Source organism: Paraplanobispora takensis (assembly GCF_016863195.1).
GTDB classification, from domain to species: Bacteria; Actinomycetota; Actinomycetes; order Streptosporangiales; family Streptosporangiaceae; genus Planobispora; species Planobispora takensis.
The window spans coordinates 28,528-51,275 of sequence record NZ_BOOK01000064.1; the positions used below are offsets into that span (position 1 = coordinate 28,528).

Annotated in this window: 22 protein-coding genes and 2 tRNA genes; 16 read left to right on the forward strand and 8 right to left on the reverse strand. The window is 73.0% G+C overall.

The window, feature by feature from the left end; genetic code table 11:
- Window positions 1-370: 370 nt before the first annotated feature.
- Window positions 371-2,026: an alpha/beta hydrolase gene (locus Pta02_RS35745; protein ID WP_203879446.1), complete on the forward strand. Its 1,656-nt coding sequence runs from the start codon at window positions 371-373 to the stop codon at window positions 2,024-2,026.
- A gap of 27 nt (window positions 2,027-2,053) precedes the next feature.
- Here the strand turns inward: Pta02_RS35745 and Pta02_RS35750 are convergent, their stop codons facing one another.
- Together Pta02_RS35750 and Pta02_RS35755 are read right to left on the reverse strand one after the other, a co-directional pair.
- Window positions 2,054-2,782: a hypothetical protein gene (locus Pta02_RS35750; protein WP_203879447.1), complete on the reverse strand. Its 729-nt coding sequence runs from the start codon at window positions 2,780-2,782 to the stop codon at window positions 2,054-2,056.
- A 258-nt stretch (window positions 2,783-3,040) separates the two neighbouring features.
- On the reverse strand, window positions 3,041-3,622 hold the full coding sequence (locus tag Pta02_RS35755) for a DUF4240 domain-containing protein (RefSeq protein WP_203879448.1): 582 nt from the start codon (window positions 3,620-3,622) through the stop codon (window positions 3,041-3,043).
- A gap of 121 nt (window positions 3,623-3,743) precedes the next feature.
- On the opposite strand from Pta02_RS35755, the gene Pta02_RS35760 reads away from it, so the two are divergent.
- The 8 genes from Pta02_RS35760 (at window position 3,744) to Pta02_RS35795 (ending at window position 12,015) form a co-directional block, all read left to right on the forward strand.
- The gene (locus Pta02_RS35760; RefSeq protein ID WP_203879449.1) at window positions 3,744-4,835 is read left to right on the forward strand and encodes a lytic transglycosylase domain-containing protein; all 1,092 of its coding nucleotides are present in this window, start codon (window positions 3,744-3,746) and stop codon (window positions 4,833-4,835) included.
- A gap of 128 nt (window positions 4,836-4,963) precedes the next feature.
- Window positions 4,964-5,479 (forward strand): hypothetical protein, encoded by a 516-nt coding sequence (locus tag Pta02_RS35765; protein ID WP_203879450.1) that lies wholly within the window; start codon window positions 4,964-4,966, stop codon window positions 5,477-5,479.
- A gap of 177 nt (window positions 5,480-5,656) precedes the next feature.
- Window positions 5,657-6,073: a ribosome silencing factor gene (rsfS, locus tag Pta02_RS35770; RefSeq protein ID WP_203879451.1), complete on the forward strand. Its 417-nt coding sequence runs from the start codon at window positions 5,657-5,659 to the stop codon at window positions 6,071-6,073.
- Between the two features lie 43 nt (window positions 6,074-6,116).
- Complete coding sequence (locus tag Pta02_RS35775; RefSeq protein WP_203879452.1) at window positions 6,117-6,749, forward strand: histidine phosphatase family protein; 633 nt, start codon at window positions 6,117-6,119, stop codon at window positions 6,747-6,749.
- A 146-nt stretch (window positions 6,750-6,895) separates the two neighbouring features.
- Window positions 6,896-6,968 (forward strand) — tRNA-Ala (locus tag Pta02_RS35780).
- Between the two features lie 134 nt (window positions 6,969-7,102).
- Complete coding sequence (locus Pta02_RS35785) at window positions 7,103-7,756, forward strand: hypothetical protein (RefSeq protein WP_203879453.1); 654 nt, start codon at window positions 7,103-7,105, stop codon at window positions 7,754-7,756.
- A complete protein-coding gene (locus tag Pta02_RS35790; protein ID WP_203879454.1) occupies window positions 7,753-8,685 on the forward strand; it encodes a WD40 repeat domain-containing protein in 933 nt (310 codons plus the stop codon). Before Pta02_RS35785 ends, Pta02_RS35790 begins: the two co-directional genes overlap by 4 nt.
- Window positions 8,686-8,754: 69 nt before the next feature.
- Window positions 8,755-12,015, forward strand: a complete 3,261-nt coding sequence (locus Pta02_RS35795; protein WP_203879455.1) for an AfsR/SARP family transcriptional regulator — start codon at window positions 8,755-8,757, stop codon at window positions 12,013-12,015.
- An 18-nt stretch (window positions 12,016-12,033) separates the two neighbouring features.
- Here Pta02_RS35795 and Pta02_RS35800 read toward each other — a convergent pair whose 3' ends face one another.
- The gene (locus Pta02_RS35800; RefSeq protein WP_203879456.1) at window positions 12,034-13,374 is read right to left on the reverse strand and encodes a sensor histidine kinase; all 1,341 of its coding nucleotides are present in this window, start codon (window positions 13,372-13,374) and stop codon (window positions 12,034-12,036) included.
- A gap of 263 nt (window positions 13,375-13,637) precedes the next feature.
- Window positions 13,638-14,318, reverse strand: a complete 681-nt coding sequence (locus Pta02_RS35805; RefSeq protein ID WP_203879457.1) for a response regulator transcription factor — start codon at window positions 14,316-14,318, stop codon at window positions 13,638-13,640.
- 50 nt (window positions 14,319-14,368) lie between these two features.
- Here Pta02_RS35805 and Pta02_RS35810 point away from each other — a divergent pair, with 50 nt between their 5' ends.
- A complete protein-coding gene (locus Pta02_RS35810) occupies window positions 14,369-15,061 on the forward strand; it encodes a hypothetical protein (protein ID WP_203879458.1) in 693 nt (230 codons plus the stop codon).
- 49 nt (window positions 15,062-15,110) lie between these two features.
- Here Pta02_RS35810 and Pta02_RS35815 read toward each other — a convergent pair whose 3' ends face one another.
- On the reverse strand, window positions 15,111-15,608 hold the full coding sequence (locus Pta02_RS35815) for a 2-thiouracil desulfurase family protein (protein WP_203879459.1): 498 nt from the start codon (window positions 15,606-15,608) through the stop codon (window positions 15,111-15,113).
- Window positions 15,609-15,694: 86 nt separating this feature from the next.
- On the opposite strand from Pta02_RS35815, the gene Pta02_RS35820 reads away from it, so the two are divergent.
- From Pta02_RS35820 to Pta02_RS35840, 5 genes are all read left to right on the forward strand, one after another.
- Complete coding sequence (locus Pta02_RS35820) at window positions 15,695-16,057, forward strand: hypothetical protein (protein WP_203879460.1); 363 nt, start codon at window positions 15,695-15,697, stop codon at window positions 16,055-16,057.
- Entirely contained in the window at window positions 16,054-16,521 is a 468-nt protein-coding gene (locus Pta02_RS35825; protein ID WP_239131495.1) for a hypothetical protein, read from the forward strand. The genes Pta02_RS35820 and Pta02_RS35825 overlap by 4 nt, the downstream gene beginning before the upstream one ends.
- Before the next feature lie 109 nt (window positions 16,522-16,630).
- Window positions 16,631-17,125 carry an SRPBCC family protein gene (locus Pta02_RS35830; RefSeq protein WP_203879461.1) on the forward strand — a complete coding sequence of 165 codons (495 nt, stop codon included), beginning with the start codon at window positions 16,631-16,633 and terminating at the stop codon, window positions 17,123-17,125.
- A gap of 215 nt (window positions 17,126-17,340) precedes the next feature.
- Window positions 17,341-18,567 (forward strand): MFS transporter, encoded by a 1,227-nt coding sequence (locus Pta02_RS35835; RefSeq protein ID WP_203879462.1) that lies wholly within the window; start codon window positions 17,341-17,343, stop codon window positions 18,565-18,567.
- Between the two features lie 67 nt (window positions 18,568-18,634).
- The gene (locus tag Pta02_RS35840) at window positions 18,635-19,480 is read left to right on the forward strand and encodes an alanyl-tRNA editing protein (RefSeq protein WP_203879463.1); all 846 of its coding nucleotides are present in this window, start codon (window positions 18,635-18,637) and stop codon (window positions 19,478-19,480) included.
- A gap of 110 nt (window positions 19,481-19,590) precedes the next feature.
- Here Pta02_RS35840 and Pta02_RS35845 read toward each other — a convergent pair whose 3' ends face one another.
- Together Pta02_RS35845 and Pta02_RS35850 are read right to left on the reverse strand one after the other, a co-directional pair.
- Window positions 19,591-20,754, reverse strand: coding sequence for an NAD(P)-binding protein (locus tag Pta02_RS35845; protein WP_203879464.1), 1,164 nt, complete (start codon window positions 20,752-20,754; stop codon window positions 19,591-19,593).
- A 73-nt stretch (window positions 20,755-20,827) separates the two neighbouring features.
- Window positions 20,828-21,715: an RNA polymerase sigma-70 factor gene (locus Pta02_RS35850; protein WP_203879472.1), complete on the reverse strand. Its 888-nt coding sequence runs from the start codon at window positions 21,713-21,715 to the stop codon at window positions 20,828-20,830.
- 148 nt (window positions 21,716-21,863) lie between these two features.
- On the opposite strand from Pta02_RS35850, the gene Pta02_RS35855 reads away from it, so the two are divergent.
- A tRNA-Ala gene (locus Pta02_RS35855) sits at window positions 21,864-21,936 on the forward strand.
- Window positions 21,937-22,145: 209 nt separating this feature from the next.
- Here Pta02_RS35855 and Pta02_RS35860 read toward each other — a convergent pair.
- Window positions 22,146-22,466: a hypothetical protein gene (locus Pta02_RS35860; protein WP_203879465.1), complete on the reverse strand. Its 321-nt coding sequence runs from the start codon at window positions 22,464-22,466 to the stop codon at window positions 22,146-22,148.
- Window positions 22,467-22,748: the final 282 nt, after the last annotated feature.

Genomic DNA, 22,748 nt, shown 5'->3' on the forward strand with positions numbered 1-22,748 from the left:
AGACGCTCCAGGTCGTCGCCGCCGAGCCGGGCGTTGACTTTGTCGCAAAGTATGACGCACTATGCTGATACAAACATTGCGACAAAGGGGGTGTCACGGCCCGTGAAAGGCACGGGCGTCCGACAATCGATTCATCCGGACGGCGGCTCGCCGTACCCGTGGGAGTTCGGGGCCGGAACGGCGGACGGCGGCGATTCCGCCCCGCGCCGGCCCGCCGACGTCACCGGCCGTTCCATGGCCGATCAAATCCCGTGACCTGCCGAGGGCGGTCGAATCACGGATGGCGAACGGAGCGAGGAGACTCGCGTGCCCGGCGCCGATTTCGTGGTCATCGAGAAAGCATCTGTTCCTTTCGAAAAAAGGGGTAGCGGTGCGATCAATTCTGCGATCAGTTCTGCGATCAGTTCTGACGGTGTTCCTCGCCGCGGCGACAGCGGCCACCATGGCGGCAGGCGCGCCCCCGCCGGTCGAGGCCCGGATCGGCGCGCCGGAGCCGGCGGTGGCCGGAGCCGGGGGAGCGGCTCCGGTCTGGGGTGAGTGCCCGCCGGGGAGACCCGATATCCCGCGCGACCCGCGCCAGCGGTGCGCGACTCTGCGGGTGCCGCTGGACTACCGCGCCCCGCGCGGGCGGAGCATCGAGATCGCGATCTCCCGGATCGGCACGGCGCAACCCGGGTCGCGTCGCGGGATCCTGCTGTCCAACCCGGGCGGTCCGGGCGAGAGCGGCCTGGACCTGCCCAGCCGGCTGGCGGTCGTACTGCCGCGCGAGGTCCTGGATCGGTACGACCTGATCGGCTTCGATCCGCGAGGGGTCGGCCACAGCACCCCGGTCACCTGCGGCCTCGATCCCGTGAGGCAGCTCACGCTGCTGCTGCCCTACCCGGCGCCGGACGGCGGCATCGAGCGCAACATCGCCTTCGCGCGGGACACCGCGGCCGCGTGCGCCGAGCACTCCGGCGATCTGCTCCCGTTCATCACCACGGCCAACACGGCCCGGGACATGGACCGCATCCGAGCCGCGCTCGGTGAGCCGAAACTGTCCTACTTCGGCCTCTCCTACGGCACCTATCTGGGGGCCGTCTACATCTCGATGTTCCCGGGACGCGCCGATCGGATCCTGCTGGACAGCGCCGTCGATCCGGGCCTGGTGTGGCGGGACATGTGGCGGACCTGGAACGAGGCGGTCGCGGTGCGCCTGCCCGACTTCCTCGCCTTCGTGGCCGGGCGGGACGCCGTCTACCACCTCGGTGCGACGCCGGACGAGGTCAGACGCACGTTCGACCGGCTGATCGCGGCCCTCGACCGGCAGCCCCTGCCGGTCCCGGACGGCCCCGTGCTCGACGGCAACGCGCTGCGCGAGATCACCCGATCGGGGTTGTACTTCGACGGCTACTTTCCCCTCGTGGCCGAGGTGTGGCAGGAGCTCGCGGCCACCGTCTCAGGATCCGCCGCCGGCACCGCCGGCACCGCCATCCTGACGCGACTGGACCGGCTGGGCTCTCTCGGCAGGGGCGGCGGCACCGGGACGGCGGAGGTGCCGGCGGACAACAGCACCGCCGCGCTCTACGCGGTGCTCTGCGACGACGTCGCCTGGCCGCGCAGTGTGGCGCCGTACGCCCGGCAGGTCGCAGCCGACCGGAGGGCGTGGCCGGTGACGGCGGGCATGCCGTCGAACCTCTGGCCGTGCGTGGCGTGGCCCACCCGGCCGGTGGAGCCGCCGGTGACGGTCACCGGCCACGGGCCGCGCAACGTGCTGATCCTGCAGAACACCCGTGACCCTTCCACGTCCCTGGTGAGCGCGCGCGGCCTGCGCGCCGCACTCGGACGGCGGGCCGTCATGATCACGGTTGACCAGGGCGGTCACGGCGTCACCGGGCTGGGCAGCTGCGCCGACGAGGCGCTGAGCTCCTTTCTCGCCACCGGGGCACTGCCGGAACGGGACCGCTTCTGCCCGGCTCCGTCACCGGCCGACGCCGTCGCCCACTCCGCGCCCTCGCCGTACATCCCTTCCGCGGGGCCGCTGTAGGGCCCTCGCCCTGTACGCACCCGCCCGTCACCGGAGCCGCTTGGCCACCAGTTCGTACCGCACCGCGCAGACGCCGCGCCCGTCGTAGGAACCGAGGATGGTGATCCTCCGAGGGTTCCCCGCCCTGTATCTGTCGACCTGTGCCTCGTCCCAGTCGGTGAAGTCCTCCACCTTGCACTCCCCGGTGCCCGTGTGCCTGCGCCTGTCGTCGTTCCTGTCCGTCGTCTGGAGGTGGGCGGCGAACCTGATCCGCTCACCGAAGGCGCCGCGGACCGTCACCGTGTTGTTGTCCTTCAGATAGTCCGTCAGGCAGCGCAGGTAGGTGTCGGTCGTGCACAGCGGGCGCCGGGCCAGGTCGTAGTCGTCGCCGGTGCCGATGAAGACCGGGTGGTCGGGGAACTCTTCGCCGGCCCAGTTCTCCTTCCGGTCCCACGACCGGGCCGCGCGGTTCCAGGTGCCGAGGTTGCGGACCCGGGGGGTGACGGGGGAGCCCCCCTCCACGCTCATCGAGGCGTTGACCCGCTCCCAGCCGCCGCACTCGTAGCTGTAGCTCATGCTGGGAGCGCCCCTGCCGCCGCCGCGCCGCGGCGGCCCGGTCGGGTCGCAGCTCATGCGGTCGCTGAGGGAGAGCGTCTTCCAGGTGACCTGGAGCTCGAAGTCCGCGGCGACGGCGTCGGCCGGGGCTGCCGGTGCGAAGCCGGCCACCGTCATCACGGTGGCCAGCAGAGCCGTACGGAAGAAAGTCTTTCCAGACACGGTCGATTTCATTTATCCCTCTCCGTCCAGCGAAAGAAACGCCCGATGCGTTCGGGTGCGGGAAAGACGCCGCGGCATCGTCCCGGCCGCAGGTGAATCCCCGAAGGTCATTTCCGGATAAAAGGTAGACGGTCCCGGAATGTATTCGGCATGAAGGAGGAATGCATTCCGCATGCGGTCCGCATGGTTCTCGCATCCGGCCGCGCTGCATCCGGCCGCGCTGCATCCGGGCTGCGGCCTGGACGGCAGGGGCCGGGCTCAGTCCTCGGGATCCAGGAACAGGGCGCTGAGGCGGGGCAGGTGCTTGCGGGTCTCTTCCTCCTCCTCGACGTTCCAGTCCTCGCCGGCCGGGCGGTCGGGCCGGTCCATGGCCGCCATCGCGGCGGTCAGCACCTCGTCGAACGACTCGGACTCCCCCTGGACGCGTTCGTAGGCGCGCTTCGCCGCGTAGGAGGCGTCCTCGCAGCCGATCCAGCCCTCCCCGGTACGGCCCATCCGCACCACGACGGGAAGTTCGGCCAGCGAGTCGGGGTCGGCGACGGCCCGGGTGAACACCGCGCGACCGAGAAGCATGAGCCCGGCGCGGAAGTCGATGAAGCCGTCGTCGCCGCAGCCGCCCTCGATGAGCTGCGCGGCGTTGCGCAGCGGCCACCGATAGGCGAGGTCCTGCATCTGCGCGAAGATCCGTTCGAACGCGATGATCTCTACGGGCTCCAGCTCGGAGATCAGGCCGGTCAGGATCTCCACCAGCGGGTCGTCGGGCGGGTCGCGGTCGTCGGCCCGGTCGCCGGCGATCGCCCGAGCCCGCTCGATGATGTTCCACCAGGTATCGACGTCCACTCCGGTCACCATAGCCCTGGCCGGGCACCCCGGAATTCGCGGGAGGCTGCTGCGCCGGAGAACACCTGGAGAGTCGTGTTCCGCACGGCGAGCAGACCGCGCCCTCGGGTACGTTGGCCGGATGGAGGATCAGCGCGCGAGAGCTGCCCGACTGAAGCGTGAGCACCGTCCGGGGCGTCCCCGCACGACGCCCGCACCCGGGGACGACCCGGCCGCCGGGCCGCCGGGAGCGCGCGCCGGACGGCTGCGCGGCAGGCCGCTGGCCGCCTCGTTCGTCGGTCTGGCGATGCTCCTGTCGGGCTGCGCCGGTGCGGAGGGTTCCGCCTCCACGGCGGCGTCCGGCCGGACGCCGATGCGGTCGGCCGCGGAGCAGCCGGCGTCGGGGCGGGCCGCTTCGAGCCCCTCGGCGACTCCGACGGCCGATCCCGCGGGCCGTACGGCCTCCGCCCTGCCCGATCCGGACGTGGCCATCCCCAGGGATCCCGCCCGGCTGGCCCGTGCCCTGGCCGGCACCACGACGCGGCTGCGGAGCGCCGTCGACGAGTGGCGGCGCGCCGGGGACCCCGCCACGGGGCAGGCCCCCGAGCCGGTGGTCCTGCTGGCCCTGCACCAGCAGCGCATCTACCGCTTCATGGCCCGCAACCGCGAGATCGCCTCCCGCACCTACGCCGCGCTGCCGAAGGCCCTGGCCGGACCGGCCGAGGAGAACGTGACGGCGATCCGCGAACTGCTCAGCCTCGCCCACCCCGTCAGCAAGCCCGCGAAGTTCCGCGTCACCCAGGCCAAGCCCGCCGACGTGCTGCTCGGCCACTTCCGGCGGGCCGAGCGCCGCTTCGGCGTCGACTGGGAGGTGCTGGCGTCGGTGATGTTCGTCGAGACGAAGTTCGGCCGCGTCCGCTCGCCCAGCCACACCGGCGCCAAGGGGCCCATGCAGTTCATGCCCGGCACCTGGAAGGCCTACGGGATGGGCGGCGACGTCCACGACACCGGCGACGCCATCCTCGCCGCGGCCAACTATCTGCACGCCTCGGGGGCGCCGCGGAACTACCGGCGGGCGCTGTACGCCTACAACCACTCCTGGGCCTACGTCAACGCGGTGCAGCGGCACGCGCGCCAGATCAAGCGGGACATCCGCAATTACTACACCTACTACAACTGGCAGGTGTTCGTGATCACCACCCGCGGTGAGCGCCGCCTCAGCGGCCCCTCCTGACCGCCTCTCGGCGCGACCCCTTCCGGCGCTGGAAACGGCGGACCGGGAATTCCCGGCGTCCGGGAGAAAATCCCGCCCGGCGCGCGTTCTCAGGGCGAATGCCCAAGATCGCTCCCCTGGGAGGGCCCGTGACCGAAGTCACCGTCGCCGTGTGCAGCCTCGTGGTGGCCGTCGTCGGCCTCCTGGTGGCGATGCTGGCGATCCGTTTCGCGGCCCGGCAGGCCGCCGCCGCCGCGGAACAGGTCAGGACCGGCAATGGCTTCGCGGGGGTCTCGACCACGTTCGGGGTGTTCGGCCTCCTGCACCCGCTCCTGCGCGTGTTCGTCGACCACCCGGACCTGTATCCGTACTTCTACCAGGGCAAGCCGGTGCCCCGGAGGGGGAAGGACCGGGTCCGCGTCCAGGTGATGGCGGAGATGCTGGCCGATGCCCTGAGCTCCGCTCTGCAGATGACCGGCCAGATTCCCTCCGCCAAGGACGGCCTGAGCTCATGGAGTCTGTACGTCGTCCACATGCTCGACACCTGCGGACCCCTGCAGGAGGCGATGCGCCGGTATCCCGGCTGGTGGCCCCATCTGGAGGAGCTGGCCTCGTCCCGTACGGCGGGCGGCCGTCCCGCCGCGCCGGTCCCTCCCGTGTCGTGACGGTTCATGAGGGCGAACGGCCGGTGGGCGGGGAGGGGCACGGGTGTGAATCTGTTTGCAGGGTGGAATCGGGTGGCGGAGGATAGGCGTTGTATCTGTCCGGGCCTGCTCTTCAACGCGGCCGCACCGGGCATCCTTAGGGGTGACGACACCGACTACGGAGGATTAGTCCACACCGTGACAGCAACCGAAAGATCCGTCCAGCTCGTGAGGATCGCCGCAGAGGCAGCCGCGGACAAGCTGGCCGACGACATCCTCGCCTACGACGTGAGCGAGCAGCTCGTCATCACCGACGCGTTCCTGCTCTGCTCCGCCACCAACGACCGTCAGGTCCGCGCCATCGTCGACGAGATCGAGGACCGGCTCCGGATCGAGGCCGACGCCAAGCCCGTCCGCCGCGAGGGGGAGCGGGAGGGCCGCTGGGTCCTGCTGGACTACGTCGACATCGTCGTGCACGTCCAGCACGAGGAGGACCGGACCTTCTACGCCCTGGAGCGGCTCTGGAAGGACTGTCCCTCCATCTCCCTGCCCGACAGCGTGACCCAGGTCGCCGCGCAGCGCGCCCGGCCGACCGGCGTGGAGGACGCCTCGTGAGGGACCTCGACGCACGGGTCGCGGTGCGGGGCGAGGGCGGAGCATGAGCCGTCGCGTCGTCTGCCTGAGGCACGGCCAGACGCTGTGGAACGTCGAGCGCCGCTTCCAGGGTCACACCGACATCCCGCTGGACGAGACGGGCATCGCCCAGGCGGCCCGGGCGGCCTCGATGCTCGCCACGCTCCGCCCCGACCTGATCGTCTCCTCCAACCTGGAGCGGGCCTCGGAGACCGCCCGGGCGCTGGCCCGCGTTACCGGCCTGGACGTGGCCGTGGACGAAGACCTGCGGGAGCGCGGCGGCGGCGAGTGGGAGGGCCTGACCCGCGAGGAGATCTCGGCGGGCTGGCCCCGGGAGTTCGCCGCCTGGGAGGCGCCGGGCGGCGAGGACGTCGCCGACGTCGCCAAGCGGGTCTCCTCCGCGATCACGCGCTGGGCCGACCGCATCGACCCCGACGGGCTGCTGGTGGTGGTCTCCCACGGCGCCGCCATCCGGCTCGGCATCGCCAGGCTGATGGGGCTGCCGCAGGAGCACTGGCCGGCCCTCGGCGGCCTGGGCAACTGCTCGTGGTCGGTCCTGCAGGAGGGCCGCAAGGGCTGGCGTCTGCTGGAGCACAACGCCGGAACCCTGCCGGAGCCGGTCCAGAGCGACGACAGCCCCGAGGCCACTCCCTCCTGAACAGCCCTCTGACAGCCTCCTGAGAGCGGCCGTCACCCGCGCCGCGGATGGCGCGCGCGGGCTGTACGTCCGTCGATTAGGTGAACGGGACGTTGTCCCTATATGCTTCCGGAGCGCCGCAACGAGAGCACTCGGAGCGGTGACCAGGGGCTATGGCGCAGCTGGTAGCGCGCCTCCATGGCATGGAGGAGGTCTGGGGTTCGAATCCCCATAGCTCCACAGCGTGAAGCAGCCGAGATCCCGTCCGATCCCCGATCGGGCGGGATCTCGTCGTTCTCCGCCTCCGGCGCGGTCGCTCGCGCAGGGTCTCCCGCGGGCCGTACCGGTCGGGGGGAAGGGCTACGGTTGCAGGCGTGAACGCCCCTGTGCCCCCCGAGCGCCCCGCGTCCCCCGAACACCTCACATCCTCCGGACACCCCGCCTCCCCGGAGCGCCTCACCTTCGCCGACGCCGACGCGCGTCTGGACGGATCCCTGTCGGCCTGCTTCCAGGGCGACTACGACACGGTCCTGTTCTTCGACGGCGACGTCGTGCTCAGCGGTGACTTCCTGGACGCCCTCACCGGACTCGGCGGACGGGAGGCCGGGATCGTCGCGATCACCGGGGACCTCACGGTGAGCGGTCCGATCGCGCTGTACGACGACACCCCGGGACTCTACGTGGAGGGCACCACCAGGGCCGAGACGCTGGAGGGCGGTGACGCCGAGATCTACATCCAGGACGGCGTCTTCACGCATCTGGTCTACGGCCACTACAACCACGGCATCCTGGAAGCGGGCAGGGTCGAGACGCCGTGGGTGATCGACTACGATCACGACCTGCGGATCACCGCCCCGGGCGCCCGGCACGTGGACAACTACGGGTCCTCCTCCGAGGCGGAGTTCACCAGGGACGACATCGCCGAGCGGTTCGTCCCGGAGGTGGTCGACCCCGGCCGCGGCTCGATCGTCGTGGAGAGGTTCCTCGACCGGCTCCGCGCCGGGCTGCCCGTCCGCTCCTGGTCGTGAGCCCTCCGGTCCCGCCTCCCCTTTTCCGGGACGTCCGCATCGGGCGCTGCGGCCCGGCGGACGCGGCCTTCCACCCCGGCGGCGGCTGTTTCGCCGTCGCGGGCCAGGACGGGACGGTGCGGCTGTGGGACACCGCCACCGGTCACGAGATCGCCCGCTCCCCGGCCGGTCCGGCCGGAGAGGCCTGGGCGGTGGCCTTCCATCCCCGGGGCCACCTGATGGCCACCGGCTGGTCGGACGGCGCGATCAGGACGTACCGCACCGCCGGCTTGCGGCCCGCCGTCGGACCGCCGGACGGACACACCGAAGGCGTCACCGCACTGGCCTTCCACCCCGGCGGCCACCTGCTGGCCAGTGCGGGCCAGGACGGGACGGTACGGCTGTGGCACACCGGCACCCTCCGGCCCGCCGGTGAACCGCTGGGCGCCGGCGGTCCCGTTCACGCGGTGGCCTTCCACCCGGGCGGGCGCCTGCTGGCCGGCGCCTCGGGCCCTGCCGTGCGGCTGTGGGACGTGGCGACCGGACGGTCTGACGGTCACCTGAGGAGCGGCCACAGCGGGTCCGTCCACGCGGTGGCCTTCCACCCGGGCGGGCGCCTGCTGGCCGCCGCCGGTTACGACCTGAACCAGGTGAAACTGTGGGACGTCGCGACCGGCTGCCCGGTGGGCGAGCCGGTGCGCGGTCATCTCGGGGACCACGTCTGGGCGGTGGCCTTCCACCCCGGCGGCCGGTTCTTCGCGACCGCCGGTGACGATCTCACGGTGCGGCTGTGGGACGCCGCGACCGTCCGGCCCGAAGGGGAAGCGCTGGGCGGTCACACCGGGTACGTCTCCTGCCTGGCCTTCCACCCCCGCGGGCACCTGCTGGCCGCCCCCGACGCGAGCGGCACGGTGCGGCTGTGGAGCACGCCTCCCCACCGGGACGCCTAGGACGCCCGAGCCGTGGCGGGGGAGGCCGGGCGGTCGCCACATGACCATGGAACGGGGAGAATTCAGCGCATGTGGTTCGGCGTGCTGGGGGCGGTGGAGGCGCGGAGCGCCGACGGGCTGGTGCTGGCGGTCGGAGGGCCGCGGGTGCGCGGGGTGCTGGCGATGCTGGCGCTCGACGCCGGGCGGGTGGTCACCGCCGAACGGCTGATCGACGGCCTGTACGGCGACGATCCTCCGGCCAACGCCGCCAACGCGCTGCAGTCCCAGATCTCCCGGCTCCGTCACCAGCTCGGGCGGACCGGCGCGGTCGAGGGGCACCCGGCGGGATACCGGCTCCCGGCCGAGCCGCAGGACGTCGACGCGCACCGCTTCGAGCACCTGGCGGAGACCGGGCGCCGGGAGCTGGCCGCCGGTCGCGCGCGGGAGGCGGCGGCCCTCCTGCGCGAGGCCCTCGGCCTGTGGCGGGGACCGGCGTTCGCCGACGTGGGAGACGCGCCGTTCGCGCGCGGGCAGGCCGTCCGCCTGGAGGAGGTGCGCCTGGGCGCCGTCGAGGACCGGATCGAGGCCGAGCTCGCCCTGGGCGCGCACCGGGCGCTGGTCGGGGAACTGCGGGACCTGGTGGCCGCGCACCCGCTCCGGGAACGGGTGCGCGGGCAGCTCATGCGGGCGCTGTACGGCGGAGGCCGCCAGGCCGAGGCCCTGGCCGCCTACGAGGAGACCCGGCGCGTCCTGGCCGAAGAGCTCGGCGCGGAGCCGGGAGCCGACCTGGCGGCCCTCCATCTGGCGATGCTGCGGTCCGATCCCCTGCCGGGCGCGTCCGGTCCGCCGGCGGAGAGGGAGCCGCGTACCGGGCCGGATGCCGGCACCGGGACCGCAGGGGCCGCAGTCGAGGAGGGGGCGGCGGGGAGCGGGACGGCCGGGGACACGCGTACGGGCCTGCCCGCGCAGCTGACGAGCTTCGTCGGGCGCTCGCAGGAGCTGGAACGGGTCGGCGGTCTCCTCTCGGAGGGCAGGCTCGTCACGCTCACCGGCCCCGGAGGCGCGGGCAAGACCCGGCTGGCCGTGGAGGCGGCCGGGCGCTCGCCGGGCGAGGTCTACTTCGCCGACCTCGCCGCGGTCACCGACGGTGCGGAGGTCCCGCAGGCCGTCCTGGGCGCGCTGGGCCTGCGGGAGACCGGGCTCGCGCCGCCGATGCCCGGCAGGCCCGTCCCCGGCGCGGCGGAGAAGATGATCGCGGCCCTCACCGGGCGCAGGGTCCTGCTCGTCCTGGACAACTGTGAGCACCTGATCGAGGCCGCCGCCGGGCTCGCCGCCCGGCTGCTCGGCGCCTGTCCCACGCTGCGGATCCTGGCCACCGGCCGGGAGGCGCTCGGGATCACCGGGGAGAGCCTGTGCCCGCTGTCCTCCCTGGCCCTCCCGCCCGCCGGGACACCGGCGCAGGAGGCGCTCGGCTATCCGGCGGTCCGGCTGTTCGCCGACCGGGCGGCCGCCGTACGGCCCGGGTTCACCGTGGACGGGGCGAACGCCGGCGCGGTCGTGCGGATCTGCCGGGCCCTGGACGGGCAGCCGCTGGCGATCGAGCTGGCCGCGGCCCGGCTGCGGTCCCTGACGGCCGGGGAGGTGGCCGCGCGGCTGGACGACCGCTTCCGGCTGCTGTCGCGCGGCAGCCGTACCGCCCAGCCCCGCCATCGCACGCTGCGCGCGGTGGTGGAGTGGAGCTGGGACCTGCTGGAGGAGGACGAGCGCGTCCTGGCCAGGCGGCTGACCGTCTTCACCGGAGGGGCCACGCTGGAGGCCGCCACGGCGGTGTGCGGGCTGCCCGGCGAGGACGTGGTCGAGTGGCTGACCGGGCTGGCGGACAAGTCGCTGGTCGAGGTGGCCGGCGACCGCTACCGCATGCTGGAGACGATCCGTGCCTTCTGCGCCGAGCGGCTGGCCGAGGCGGGCGAAGGAGAGCGGATGCGGCGGGCCCACGCCGACCACTTCCTCGGCCTGGCGCTGGCCGCGGGGCCGCACCTGCTCGGCGCCGATCAGCTGCGCCGGCTGGCCTCGCTGGACGCCGAGCGGGACAACCTGCACGCCGCGCTGCGCCGCGCGACCGACGCCGGCGACACCGAGCGGGCGCTGCGCCTGCTCGCGGCTCTGACCCCCTACCTGTGGATGCGCGGGGCGCGCGGCGAGGGGACGGGCCCGGCCGAGGAGATCATCCGGTCGATCGGCACGCGGATCCCCGAAGGACTGGAGGAGGAATACGCCATGTGCGTGTTCAGCATCGTCTCGGGCGGGCCGCGAGGGGAGTTCGGCGAGCACCTGGACAGCGTGATCGAGACCATGGTCGCCATCGGACGGCCGCCCAGGCAGCCGTTCCTGACCATGCTGTGGGGCATGGCGATGGGCATCCCCGAGCCCGGCGTGGCCGCGTCGAAGAAGGAGCAGCGCGCCCTGATCGGGCAGGACCCCTGGAGCCGGGCCCTGGGCTTCCTCGGCGACGGGCTCATGATGGTGCACGCCATGCGGGTCGAGGAGGGAGAGCGGGCGCTGTCGGCGGCGCTGGAGGGCTTCCAGATGGTCGGGGAGAGGTGGGGCCTGTCGCTCACCCAGTCCGAGCTGGCCAGGATCGCCGAGTGGCGGGGCGACACCGGCCGGGCGCTGGCGCTGATCGAGGCGAGCATGGAGCTGTCGCGCGAGCTCGGCGCGGACGACGACATCGCCGAGCGGTTGTGCCGCCGGGCCCTGGTACGGGTGCAGGCCGGAGACGCGGAGGGGGCCGCGCGGGACGCCGAGCAGGCGATGGAGACCGCCCGCCGGGCGGGGGCGGCGGAGGTGCTGGCCCAGGCGCACCAGGCTCTGAGCCGGGTCGCGCGCGCCCGGGGAGACACCGGCCGGGCCCGGCGGCTGCTGGAGGAGGGGCTGGCCGCCTGCCCGACCGGCTGGTTCGGGTTCGAGGAGACCCGCGCCGGCATCATGCTCGACCTGGGGCTCCTCTGCGAGGCGGCGGGGGAGGGCGCGGCCGCGCTGGCGTGGCACCGGCAGGTGCTGGGCACCGCCGTGGCCCACCGGAACATGACGCTGGCGGCGGCCGTGGCCGGGGCGCTGTGCGGGGTCGCGCTGCTGGAGGGCGAGGACGAACGCGCGGCGCTGCTGCTGGGCACCGCCGCGGCGCTGCGCGGTACGGCGCTCGCCCCGGACGCCGAGGCGGTCCGGCTGGAGAGCGCGGCCCGCGCCCGGCTCGGGGACACGGCGTTCGACAAGGCCTTCGAGCACGGCGCGTCGGCGACCCGCGAGCAGGCCTGGGCCGTACTCGTCTCGGAGGGCTCGGGCGGTACGTGAGGGGGCCGGGCGCCTGCGTCAGCGGGCTCGGGCGGCGCGGGACCAGCGGTTGCGGACCAGGCGGCGGGCCGTACGGGGGGTGCGGTCGCGCTGGTCGGTCCTGAACCACAGCTGCACTCTGGCGCCGCCCATGGAGGAGCCGTCGATCCGCAGGTCGCCTCCGGAGGACTCGGCGAGCTGGCGGGCGATGTCCAGGCCGAGACCGGTGGAGCCCGAACCGCTGGCGCCGCGCCGCAGCGCCGCATCGATGTCGGGGATGCCCGGCCCGGCGTCGGCGATCAGGATGCCGACCGTTCCGGAGCCCTGGTGCAGGGTCACGGTGAAGGCGGCCCCCTCGGGGGTGTGCCGGAAGACGTTGCCGAGCAGCGCGTCCACCACCGCGCTGAGCTCGGTGGCCGCGACGGGGACCCGGACGGGGGCGGAGGCGCCGATCAGCTGCCACGGGCGCTGCTGGTCCTCGGCCAGCGCGGACCAGAAGGTTATCCGCTCGCGGAGCACCTCGGCCGCGTCGCACGAGACGAACGCCGGGGCGCGCGACGGCTCGCGGGCCGCCGCGATGATCTGGTCGACCTCGGACTCCAGCCGGCTGAGCGAGCGGCGGCTCTGCTCCGCCTCCGGACCCAGGTGGTCGAGGCTGAGCCGCAGGGCGGTCAGCGGGGTGCGCAGCCGGTGCGACAGGTCGGCGGCCATCTCGCGCTCGGCGGCCAGGAGCTGGACGACCCGGTCGGCCATGGTGTTGAAGGCCTCTCCCGCGGCGACCAGCTCCGGCGGACCCTCGGGTTCTATGCGGACGGTCAGGTCGCCCGCGCCCAGCGAGCCCGCCGCCCGGCCCAGGCGGCGGGCCGCGCGCACCACGCGCCCGCCCAGGCGGTCGGCGACCACCACCGAACCGGCGACCAGCACCACGGCGACGCCGGTGAGCACCGCCCAGGAGGAGGTGACGCCCCGGGTGAGCTCCTCGGCCGGGACGAAGACCTCGATGACCACCGTGCGGCCGCCGTCCAGGGCGACGGGGCGCAGCAGCAGGCGCCCGGTGCCGGTCTCGGCGGTGACGGCCCTGGCCCGCTGGGCGACCGCGGCCACGGTCGGGGCCGGGGCCCGGACGGTGCCGACCGAGCCCCCGCTCGGCAGGTGCACGGCGATGCGGTCCTGCGCCCCGGTGCTGGCCAGGGCGTGGGGCAGGCGGGCCGGGTTCACGGTGATCGCCAGTACCGGGACGAGCGCCGAGGCCTGCCGTTCGGCCTCCGCCATGGCCCTGGCCTCGGCGCTCTCCCTGATGAAGAGCGCGAGGGGCACGAGGAACGCCAACGCGATCATCGACGCCCCGGCGAGCGCGAGCAGGGCGAGGGTCCTCCTCATCGCGGCCCTCTCATGATGACGGGCTCACAGCCGCGGGGCCCGCAGTGACAGGGCCCGCAGTGACAGGGCCCGCAGTGACAGGGCCCGCAGTGACAGGGCCCGCAGTGACAAACCCCGCAGTGACAAACCCCGCAGTGACAAACCCCGCAGTGACAGGGCGCGCAGTGACAGGGCGCGCAGCGAGAGACCTCACGGTGACGGACCTCACGGTGACAGGCCCCACCGGGACGCGCTCCACGCTGACGGGCTCCACACTGGCCGGCTCATGACGACGGGGCCACCAGCATCACCCCGACGCCCCGGACGGTGTGCAGATAGCGGGGGGACGAGGCGCTCTCGCCGAGCTTGCGGCGCAGCCACGACAGGTGCACGTCGATGGTCTGGTCGTCGCCGTAGGACTGCTGCCACACCTCGGTGAGCAGCTCCTTGCGGGAGACCACCCGGTCGGCCCTGGCGGCGAGGTAGGCCAGGAGGTCGAACTCCCGGCGGGTCAGGGTCAGGGGCGTGCCGCCCACGGTGGCCTCGCGCCGGTTCAGGTCCACCGCCAGCTCGCCGACCCGCACGATCTGCGGAGGGCTCGCGGCCCGGGCCCGCCGCAGCACCGCGTCCAGCCGGGCGTTGAGGTGGTCGCCGGAGAACGGCTTGACCAGATAGTCGTCCGCCCCCGCCTCCAGCAGGCGGACGATCTCCGCCTCGTTGTCCCTGGCCGTCGCGACGATGACCGGGACGCTGGAGACGCTGCGGACCATCTTCAGCGCCTCGGACCCATCCAGATCGGGCAGGCCGAGATCGAGGATCACCGCGTCCGGAGGATGCTGGGTGATCTCCCGTAACGCGTCGAGGGCACGCCCCGCGCTGCGCACGGCATGCTGGCGCCTGCTCAGTTCCTGAATGATCGCGGAGCGCACATACTCGTCGTCTTCCACCACGAGAACGGTCGCCATGAGAGGTAACCGTAGTGAACAAAGAGACATCTGGGGTAATAATTCACCGCATGCGGCAAAAGCTGGGCTTCGTAGCGGTGTGGGTGGGCGCCACCGTCATGGCGACCTCCGTCGCCTGGTTCGGCGTCCGGGACGTGCTCCACCGCGGAGTCTTCGACGACGTGAAGATCGAGCCGCTCAGCGCCGCGGACGGGCGGACGGGCGAGGCGCCGCCGCCGATCGAGCCGGCGGACTTCCTCGGCACCCCGGCGGTCTCGCCCAGCCCCGGCGAGAGCGGCACGCCGACCCCCGCCGCCCGGCCGCGCCCGGCCCGCTCGGAGCAGGCGGGCGGCACCTCCGCGCGACCGCGTACGTCGCCGAGCCCCAGGCGCTCGTCGAGCAGCCCGGGGATCAAGCCGGTCCCGGCGCGCACCTCGCCGACGACCACCCGGACCACCTCGGCACCCCGGCCCGCCCGGACCACCTCGGCCCCCAAGGCCGCTCAGACCACCTCCGCGCCTCAGCCGGCCACCCAGGCGGCGGCGAACCAGAACGTGCGGGTGGTGCAGGTCAAGGGCGGCACCGTCTCGTTCACGATCGAGAACGGCGCCTGCCGCCTGGTGTCGGCCGTGCCCGTCTCCGGCTATCAGACCAGGATCTCCCAGGCCGACGGCTGGATCCGGGTGGACCTGTTCCAGGGCGACCACGGCTCCTCGGCCTTCTGCATCGGGCACGAGAACCGCACCGACACCTGGGAGTACTGACCGGCGCGGACGTTCGGGACCACGGTCGCGCGGGCGTACGGCGCGCGGGTCAGCCGTTCTCGATCTCCCGCAGCAGCTCTCCCGCCTCGGCGATGCGGTCCTCGGAGAAGACCGCGATGCCGTGCAGTCCCAGCAGGGCGGTGGTGACGCCCTGGCCCGGCAGGCGGTGGCCGCGGAAACCGCCGTCGTAGATGGTCAGGCTGCCGCAGGATGGGCTGCCCTCCTTCAGGATGGCGATCTTGACGTCGAAGGACGTGGCGACGGCGAGCGCGGACTGGGCCCCGGCGAGGAAGGCCTGGGTGACGTCGCTCCCGTCGGCGGCCAGCACTCTGGCGGCCCCCGCGAGCACTGCCGCGCCCCCGGCGCCGGCCTCGATCTCGGCGGCCGGGCGGGGGACGGGCAGGCCGCCTTCGACCTCCGGGCAGAAGGGGACCAGGCGTCCCTCCCTGCGCCAGTCGGCCAGCAGGGCGTCGCCGCTCGTCTTGGCGGCCCCGTCGTAACGGACCTTCCGCCCCATCAGGCAGGCGCTGACCAGGATTCTCTCCACGTCCCCAGCCTATGCGCCTCGGATCAGGGGGCGGGGCGGGCGGGCAGTACCCTACTGCCCATGTCCGCAAACCTCCCGAGGTCCCGATGATCGATCCGCTCGCGATCGGTCTGATCGTGCTGGCGCTGGTGATCGCGCTGGTCAGTCTGCTGACGACCGCGCTGAACAAGGCGATGGGCAACGTGCTCCTCGTCGCCCTCGGCGTGCTGGAACTGGGCCTGCTCGTCCAGGCGGGGTTCCTGATCGCCGCGCTGGTGCGGGGCGAGGGCCCGGCGGAGACGGCGACCCTGATCGGCTACATGCTGGGCACCGTGGTGATCCCGCCGGTGGCGGCGTTCTGGGGGGTGGGCGAGCGTTCCCGCTGGGGCCCGGCGGTGATCGCGGTCGCGGGCTTCGCGATCCCGGGCATGGTCGGGCGGATGATGCAGATCTGGCAGGGGGTCGCATGAACGAGACGGCCGACGGGCACGACACGCCCGTGGACACGGACTCCGGTCACGAGGCGGGCGCGGCCGTCCCCTCCTCCGGGGACGGGCACGGCATCGGCTCAGGGCCGGGCCGGGTCCTGGTGGCGGTCTACGCCGTCTTCGCCCTCGCCGCCGGGTCGCGGGCGGCCGTGCAGATCGCGCGGCAGTTCGACGAGGCCCCGCTGGCCTACTCGCTGTCGGCCTTCGCCGCCGTGGTCTATCTCCTGCTCGCGGTGGCCCTGGCCACGGGGAGGCGCACCCTGGCCCTGGTGGCCTGCGGCATCGAGCTGGCCGGGGTGCTGATCGTGGGCACACTCAGCCTGGCCGATCCGGCGGCCTTCCCGAAGGCCACGGTCTGGTCGGGCTTCGGGAGCGGATACGTCTTCATCCCGATGGTCCTGCCGCTGATCGGCCTGTACTGGTTGTCGCGTCGCAAGCAGGCGTAAAAAAGTCGCTCCGACGTCGTGTGTGACGGGTTTTCGACATACCGGGGTGTTAGTCCCGCGCCGACTCGGGCAGTCCTGCCTTCCCCGACCCCAACAGGAAGGCAGGATCGTGAGCACTATCGAGCAGTCCATCGATGTGAACGTGCCGATTCGCACGGCCTACAACCAGTGGACCCAGTTCGAGAGCTTCCCCGAGTTCATGGAGGGCGTCGAGTCGGTCAAGCAGATCAACGACACGCGTACCGCGTGGATCGTGGAGATCGCAGGCGTCCGCCGCGAGTTCGAGGCGGAGATCACCGAGCAGCACCCCGATGAGCGGGTGGCGTGGAAGTCCGTCGACCGGCCGCACCAGGCCGGTGTGGTGACCTTCCACCACCTGACCCCCGACACCACCCGGGTCACGCTCCAGATGGAGTACGACCCGGAGGGCTTCGCCGAGACGGTCGGCGACTGGCTGCAGATCGTCCGGCTGCGGGTCCGCGGTGACCTGGAGCGTTTCAAGACGTTCATCGAGGCGCGCGGCGCCGAGACGGGCGCCTGGCGCGGCGACGTCCCCGGCCCGCAGGACCGGGGCACGGGCACGCTCCCCGGCGGGCAGCTCTAAGGACGGCTCCGTCTCGCGGAGGTACGGCTCCGCGGAGCCGTACCCCGCAGGTCACCGGAGGCCCGGGTTCCTCTCTGTCAACGGAGAGGGGGCCGGGCTTTCACCTTGTCAGGGGTTCTCGACGTCAGGAACAAATCCGCATTTCAGTCCTGTTACAGTCAGGGTCGACCAATCATCCCATGAATAGACGCTGACATCAGGAGGACTGAACCCGCATGAGCGTGCTCACCCAGGAAGCCCGGGGCCGCACCCAGACAGGGCCGGGACCCCTGGCATGGTTGCTCGTGCTGGGAATCGTCCTGGCCGCACTGAACCTGCGCACCGCCGTCACCAGCGTCGGGCCGGTCCTCGACCACATCTCGGCGGGCCTGGGCATGTCCGGGGCCGGGGTCGGGCTGCTGACCACCCTTCCCGTGCTCATCTTCGCCACGGTCGGCGCGGTGACCCCCGCGATGGCCAGGAAGCTCGGCGACCACCGGCTGCTGCTGCTCGCCCTGCTCGCGCTGGGCGCGGGCCTGCTGATCCGCGCGATGGTGGACTCGGCGGAGGTCTTCCTGTTCAGCAGCGCCCTGGCGCTGTCCGGCGGGGCGGTGGGCAACGTGCTCATCCCCACCCTGATCAAGCGCCACTTCCCGGGCCGGGCCGGGACCATGACCACCGTCTACACCACGGCCCTCGCGGTCGGCACGATGCTCGCCGCCGCGGCGACCGTCCCGATCGAGCGGGCCGCCGACGGCAACTGGCACGTCGCGCTCGGGGTGTGGGCGGCGCTGGCCGCCGTCGCCGCGCTCCCGTGGCTGATGCTGCTGCGCGCCGAGCCGGAGAGCGCCGGCACCCGCACCCTCGGCATGCGGACCCTGCTGCGCAGCAGGCTGGCCTGGGCGGTCGCCGCCTACTTCGGGACCCAGAGCATGGTCGCCTACATCATGTTCGGGTTCCTGCCGACGATCCTCACCGACGGCGGCCTCACCACCGGCCAGGCCGGTCTGCTGCTGGGCGTCTTCACCGCCATCAGCATCCCGGTCTCCCTGGTCGTGCCGTCGGTCGCCGAGAAGTTCTCCGACCAGCGTCCCGTGGTGGCGGCGTTCGTGGTGTTCTACGTGACCGGCTTCCTCGGCCTGTGGCTGGCCCCGGCCGCCTGGGCCTGGCTGTTCGTGGTCCTGGTCGGCATCGGGATGGGCTCCTTCCCGCTGGCGCTGACCATGCTCGCCCTGCGCACCCGCACCCCCGAGGCCACCGCCGCCCTGTCCGCCTTCGGGCAGAGCGCCGGATACCTCATCGCCGGCGCCGGTCCGCTGGTGGTCGGCGTGATGCACGAGGCGACAGGCGGCTGGACGGCGCCCTTCACGCTGCTGTTCGCGGTGGTCGCGGTGCAGCTCGCCGTCGGCTGGTACGCCGGCCGCTCGCGCTATCTGGAGGACGAGCGGGCCCTGTCCCGCTGAGTCCCGAGGCGGGGTACGGCCTGCGCCTCCTCGGGGGCGGCGCAGGCCGTACTGGCATCATGAGGGCATGAAGATCGAGGCATCGACGCTGGTCACCTATCCGGCGGGGGACGTGGGGGGACGCTCGGCCGTCGTGGGGGTCGTGCCGGTGGGGGACCGGCACGGCGTGATCGTCGCCGAGACCCCCTTCCACCCGCTGGACCACACCTGGCCGGACCAGCCCGCCGACACCGGCACGATCGGCGGCGCCCCGGTCCTGGACTGCGTCACCGCAGCCGTGCGGGACGGCGAGGAGGCCGTCCACCTCGGCCAGGACATCCCGGTCCGCCGGGGGGCCGAGGGCTGGCACTGGCTCGTGGTCCACATCACCGGCACGCCCCTGGAAGGGGAGGTGGACCTGGTGGTGGACGCGCGGCACCGCCGGGACCTGTCGGCCGGGCACACCGCCTGCCACCTGGCCGCCCTGGCGCTCAACGCCGCGCTGGCCGGCCGCTGGCGCAAGGAGATCCCCGCCGACGGGCTGGGCAGTCCCGACTTCGACCAGACGGCCATCACCTCCTCGAAGATCACCCCCTGCGGCAGCCGCGACGTCTACCGGCTGGGCAAGTCCCTGCGCCGCAAGGGCTTCACCGCCGACGGGCTGGCCGAGGAGCTCCCGGAGATCGCCCGCCGGGCCGAGGACCGGCTCAAGGAGTGGATCGCGGCCGACGCCCCGGTCCGGATCGACAGCCCCGGCCCCGGGCTGACCGCGCGCCGTACCTGGCACTGCGACCTGCCCGAGGGGTCGGTGGGCATCCCGTGCGGGGGCACGCACCTGTCGCGCACCTCCGAACTCGGGACGGCCACCGTCACCCTGGAACTGTCAGCCGACGGCTCGGAGCTGACCATGCTCACCGCGGTGTCCCCGGCCTGAGCGGCCTGTGCTCTGCCGGCCTGGCCGGGTTGTGCTTCCCGGCCGGACCGGCCTGCGCTTTCCCGGCCTGATCGGCTGCCCGGGGCTGTGGGAAACCGGGAAGCCGCCGGTCAGGCCGCCACGGCCGAGTCTGCGGCGCGCAGCGCGCCGCGGGCCGCCGCCAGGGCGCTGTGCGTGGAGACCTCGCTGAGCATGCCGGGGGCCGCGACCGAGTCACCGGCCAGCCAGACGCCCTCGCCCCGGTCGATCGCCGGCCGGTCACGCCACGAGGTGCCGGGCAGGTCCAGGGCGCCGCTGCGGCCGTTGGACACCGACTCCCGCCGCCAGACCGTGCGCTCGCGCCAGCCCGGCAGGGCCAGGCCGGCCAGGCGCTCCAGCCGGGCGAGCCCGTCGGCCTTCGCCTCACCCGCCCGCAGCGGCATCTCCAGCTGCGCGAGCGTATGCCCGGCCGGGGCGAGAGTGCGGTCCGCCATGCCGTACTGCTCGACGAACCCGCCCTCGTCCAGGTCCGAGGCGAAGAACACGTCCCGCGGGCCGCGGGTGAGCCCGAGGTCCAGCAGGACCGCCCGGCCGCTCTCCCAGCGCAGGGATTCCTCGCCCAGCAGGGGCCTGGCCGCGTCCAGCGAGGTGGCGACGATCACGGGCGTGTCCTCCGGCAGGCGGTCCACCCGCGATCCGGTCTCGATCCGCACGCCGAGCCCGCGGGCGTGGGCGGCCATCCGCTCGACCACCTTGCGCCAGCCGCCGACGACGTAGCGCGGGGCCGGATACTGCGGCGCGCTCGCCCGCAGCGCCCGCTCCCAGACGAACGCGGCCGACAGCCGCCCGGGGTCGGCGTCGAAGGTGATGACGCCCACGAGCCCGCAGGCCGCGCGCATCGCCTCCGCGCCGAAGCGCTCGGTGGCCCAGCTCCGGAAGTCCTGATCCACCGGGGCCACGGCCTTGCGCCTGGTGAGCGCGCTCACCAGCGGCCAGGGAGGGGTCAGGGTCAGGCGGCCGCCGTACCGGAACCGGCTCCGCGCGATCTCGCCGAGCGTGGGCTTGCGGAACGGCTGGACCAGCCTGCGGGCCGCCATCCAGCGCCACGGCGCGCCGTCGGAGTAGAACACGTGCGGCCCGTCGTTGGCGATGTACGGCGCCGCGGAGGAGCGGGCCCGCCCGCCGAGCGACCGGTGGGCCTCGTGGAGGGTGACGGCGGCGCCGCCCTCGGCGCACGCGATGGCCGCGGTGAGCCCGGCGAGGCCACCGCCGATGATGGTGATTTCTCGTCTCATGCCCCTCACGACGCGAGGCGCCGCGGCGTTCGTGACATCGTTTCCGGCTCGGTTTCCAGCTCGGTTTCCGGCATCAGAGGCGGGAGAGTTTGTCCGGGTTGACGACAAGGTAGATCGTCTCGATCAGCCCGTCCCGGACGACCAGGGAGAGCAGCGTGATCACCTGCCCGCCGGCGGTGATCACGGCCGCCGGGGCGCCGTTGATCTCCGGGAACTCCACGGTGATGCCGTCGGCTTCCGTGAGGCCGATGGACTCCAGGAACCGCCGGGCGCCCGTCTCCGACGCGATCGAGACGAGGAGGCGTGCGATCTTGTCGGCGCCGACGATGCTCCGCAGCGGTGCCCTGACCTTCCCGCCGCCGTCGCCGACCAGCGTGGCGTCGGCGGCCAGCATCGAGACGAGCCCCTCCAGGTCGCCGTCCACGGCGGCGCCGATGAAACGCTCGGTGATCTCCCGGCGCCTGGCCCGGTCCACCTCGAACCTCGGGCGCCGTTCTTCGACGTGCCGCCGCGCCCGGCGCGAGAGCTGCCGGGCCGTCGCCTCGGTGCGCCCGATCGCCTCCCCGATCTCCGCGTACGGCAGGCCGAACGCCTCCCGCAGCACGAACACCGCCCGCTCCAGCGGCGAGAGGGTCTCCAGCACCACCAGCAGCGCCAGCTCCACCGACGTGGTCAGCTCCACCCGCTCGGCCACGTCCGCGCCCGTGGCGACCGGCTCGGGCAGCCACTCCCCGGCATAGGACTCCCGGCGGGCCCCGATCCGCCGCAGCCGGTCGATGGACAGCCGGGTGGTCACCCTGATCAGGTAGGCCCGGTCGTCCTCGACGACGCCGACATCCACCCCCGACCAGCGCAACCACGCCTCCTGCACCACGTCCTCGGCGTCGGCGACGGTGCCCAGGATCCGGTAGGCGACCCCGGTCAGCAGGTCGCGGTGTCGTTCGAAGCGTTCGACGGTCATCTCGACGGACATGGACCCAGGACGTATCACGCCCCGTCCCGCGTGACATCCCCGGGCGGAGGCCGCCCGTAATGATGGCGCGAGGCGGTCGCGGAGTCGGTTAGGATTCTTCTGTGCCGCGTTCCGCGAGGGACGCTCCACACCGCAAGGGGCTATGGCGCAGCTGGTAGCGCGCCTCCATGGCATGGAGGAGGTCTGGGGTTCGAATCCCCATAGCTCCACAGTGGGGCCGTTCTCGAAACGGCTGGACTGAACCGCTCCGGTTTCGACGGAGGCCCGGGACTGTCCCGGGTTGAGCGGGGTCGGGTTGCCGGCAGGTTCATCAGGTGATCCGGGCATGACCGGTCCGAGCCCGCAGGGCGTGAACCTCCGAGCTCGGACGTGGTGCGTTGGTTCACCGGTGTGGCATCAGGCCGACGGCCGGTTGAGATCAGGACACCGGTGCGAGGCCGAGAGCGTCACGCGCGCTGCGGAAGTCCTGGGAAACGCGTGTGTCACCGTTTCTTCCCGTGTGCGTGCCCTTGGCGATGACCTCACAGCAGCCGGTGATGCTGATGACGCGTTTGGTGAACTCACCCTCGCCTACCCCGCCGTCGTAGATCAGGTTCGACGCGTGGGCGGTGAACAGAAGGTCGAAGGTGACGTGCTCGCGGGACGCGGCGGCGGTCGTGTCGTTGACCCCGCCCCAGAAGCGTGACCTCCACCGGGACGTCGGCGTTCGGCGGGGAAGCCGGTGCTCGCCTGCCGGCATCCGGTGCGGCGCCGAGGATCAAGCCGCTGCCGTCGGGCTTTGTCCGGACCGCGTCCAGGGCGCCGGAGTGCAGAGCGTCGGTGTACCGGTTCCGGGCGGCCTGCAGTTCAGCGAACGAGTGACGGGCGGGCCGGACCCGGACTGGTGCGATCCGCTCGGCCTCGGCGATCGCCCGCTTGGCCCGCACTGCCGTACCCGCTTTCAGCCTCAGGACTTACTCGGCTAGAAGATCACTGAAAATCTTGGCGTGCCGTGGGCTGGGCTGGATCGTCAGGCGGGCCT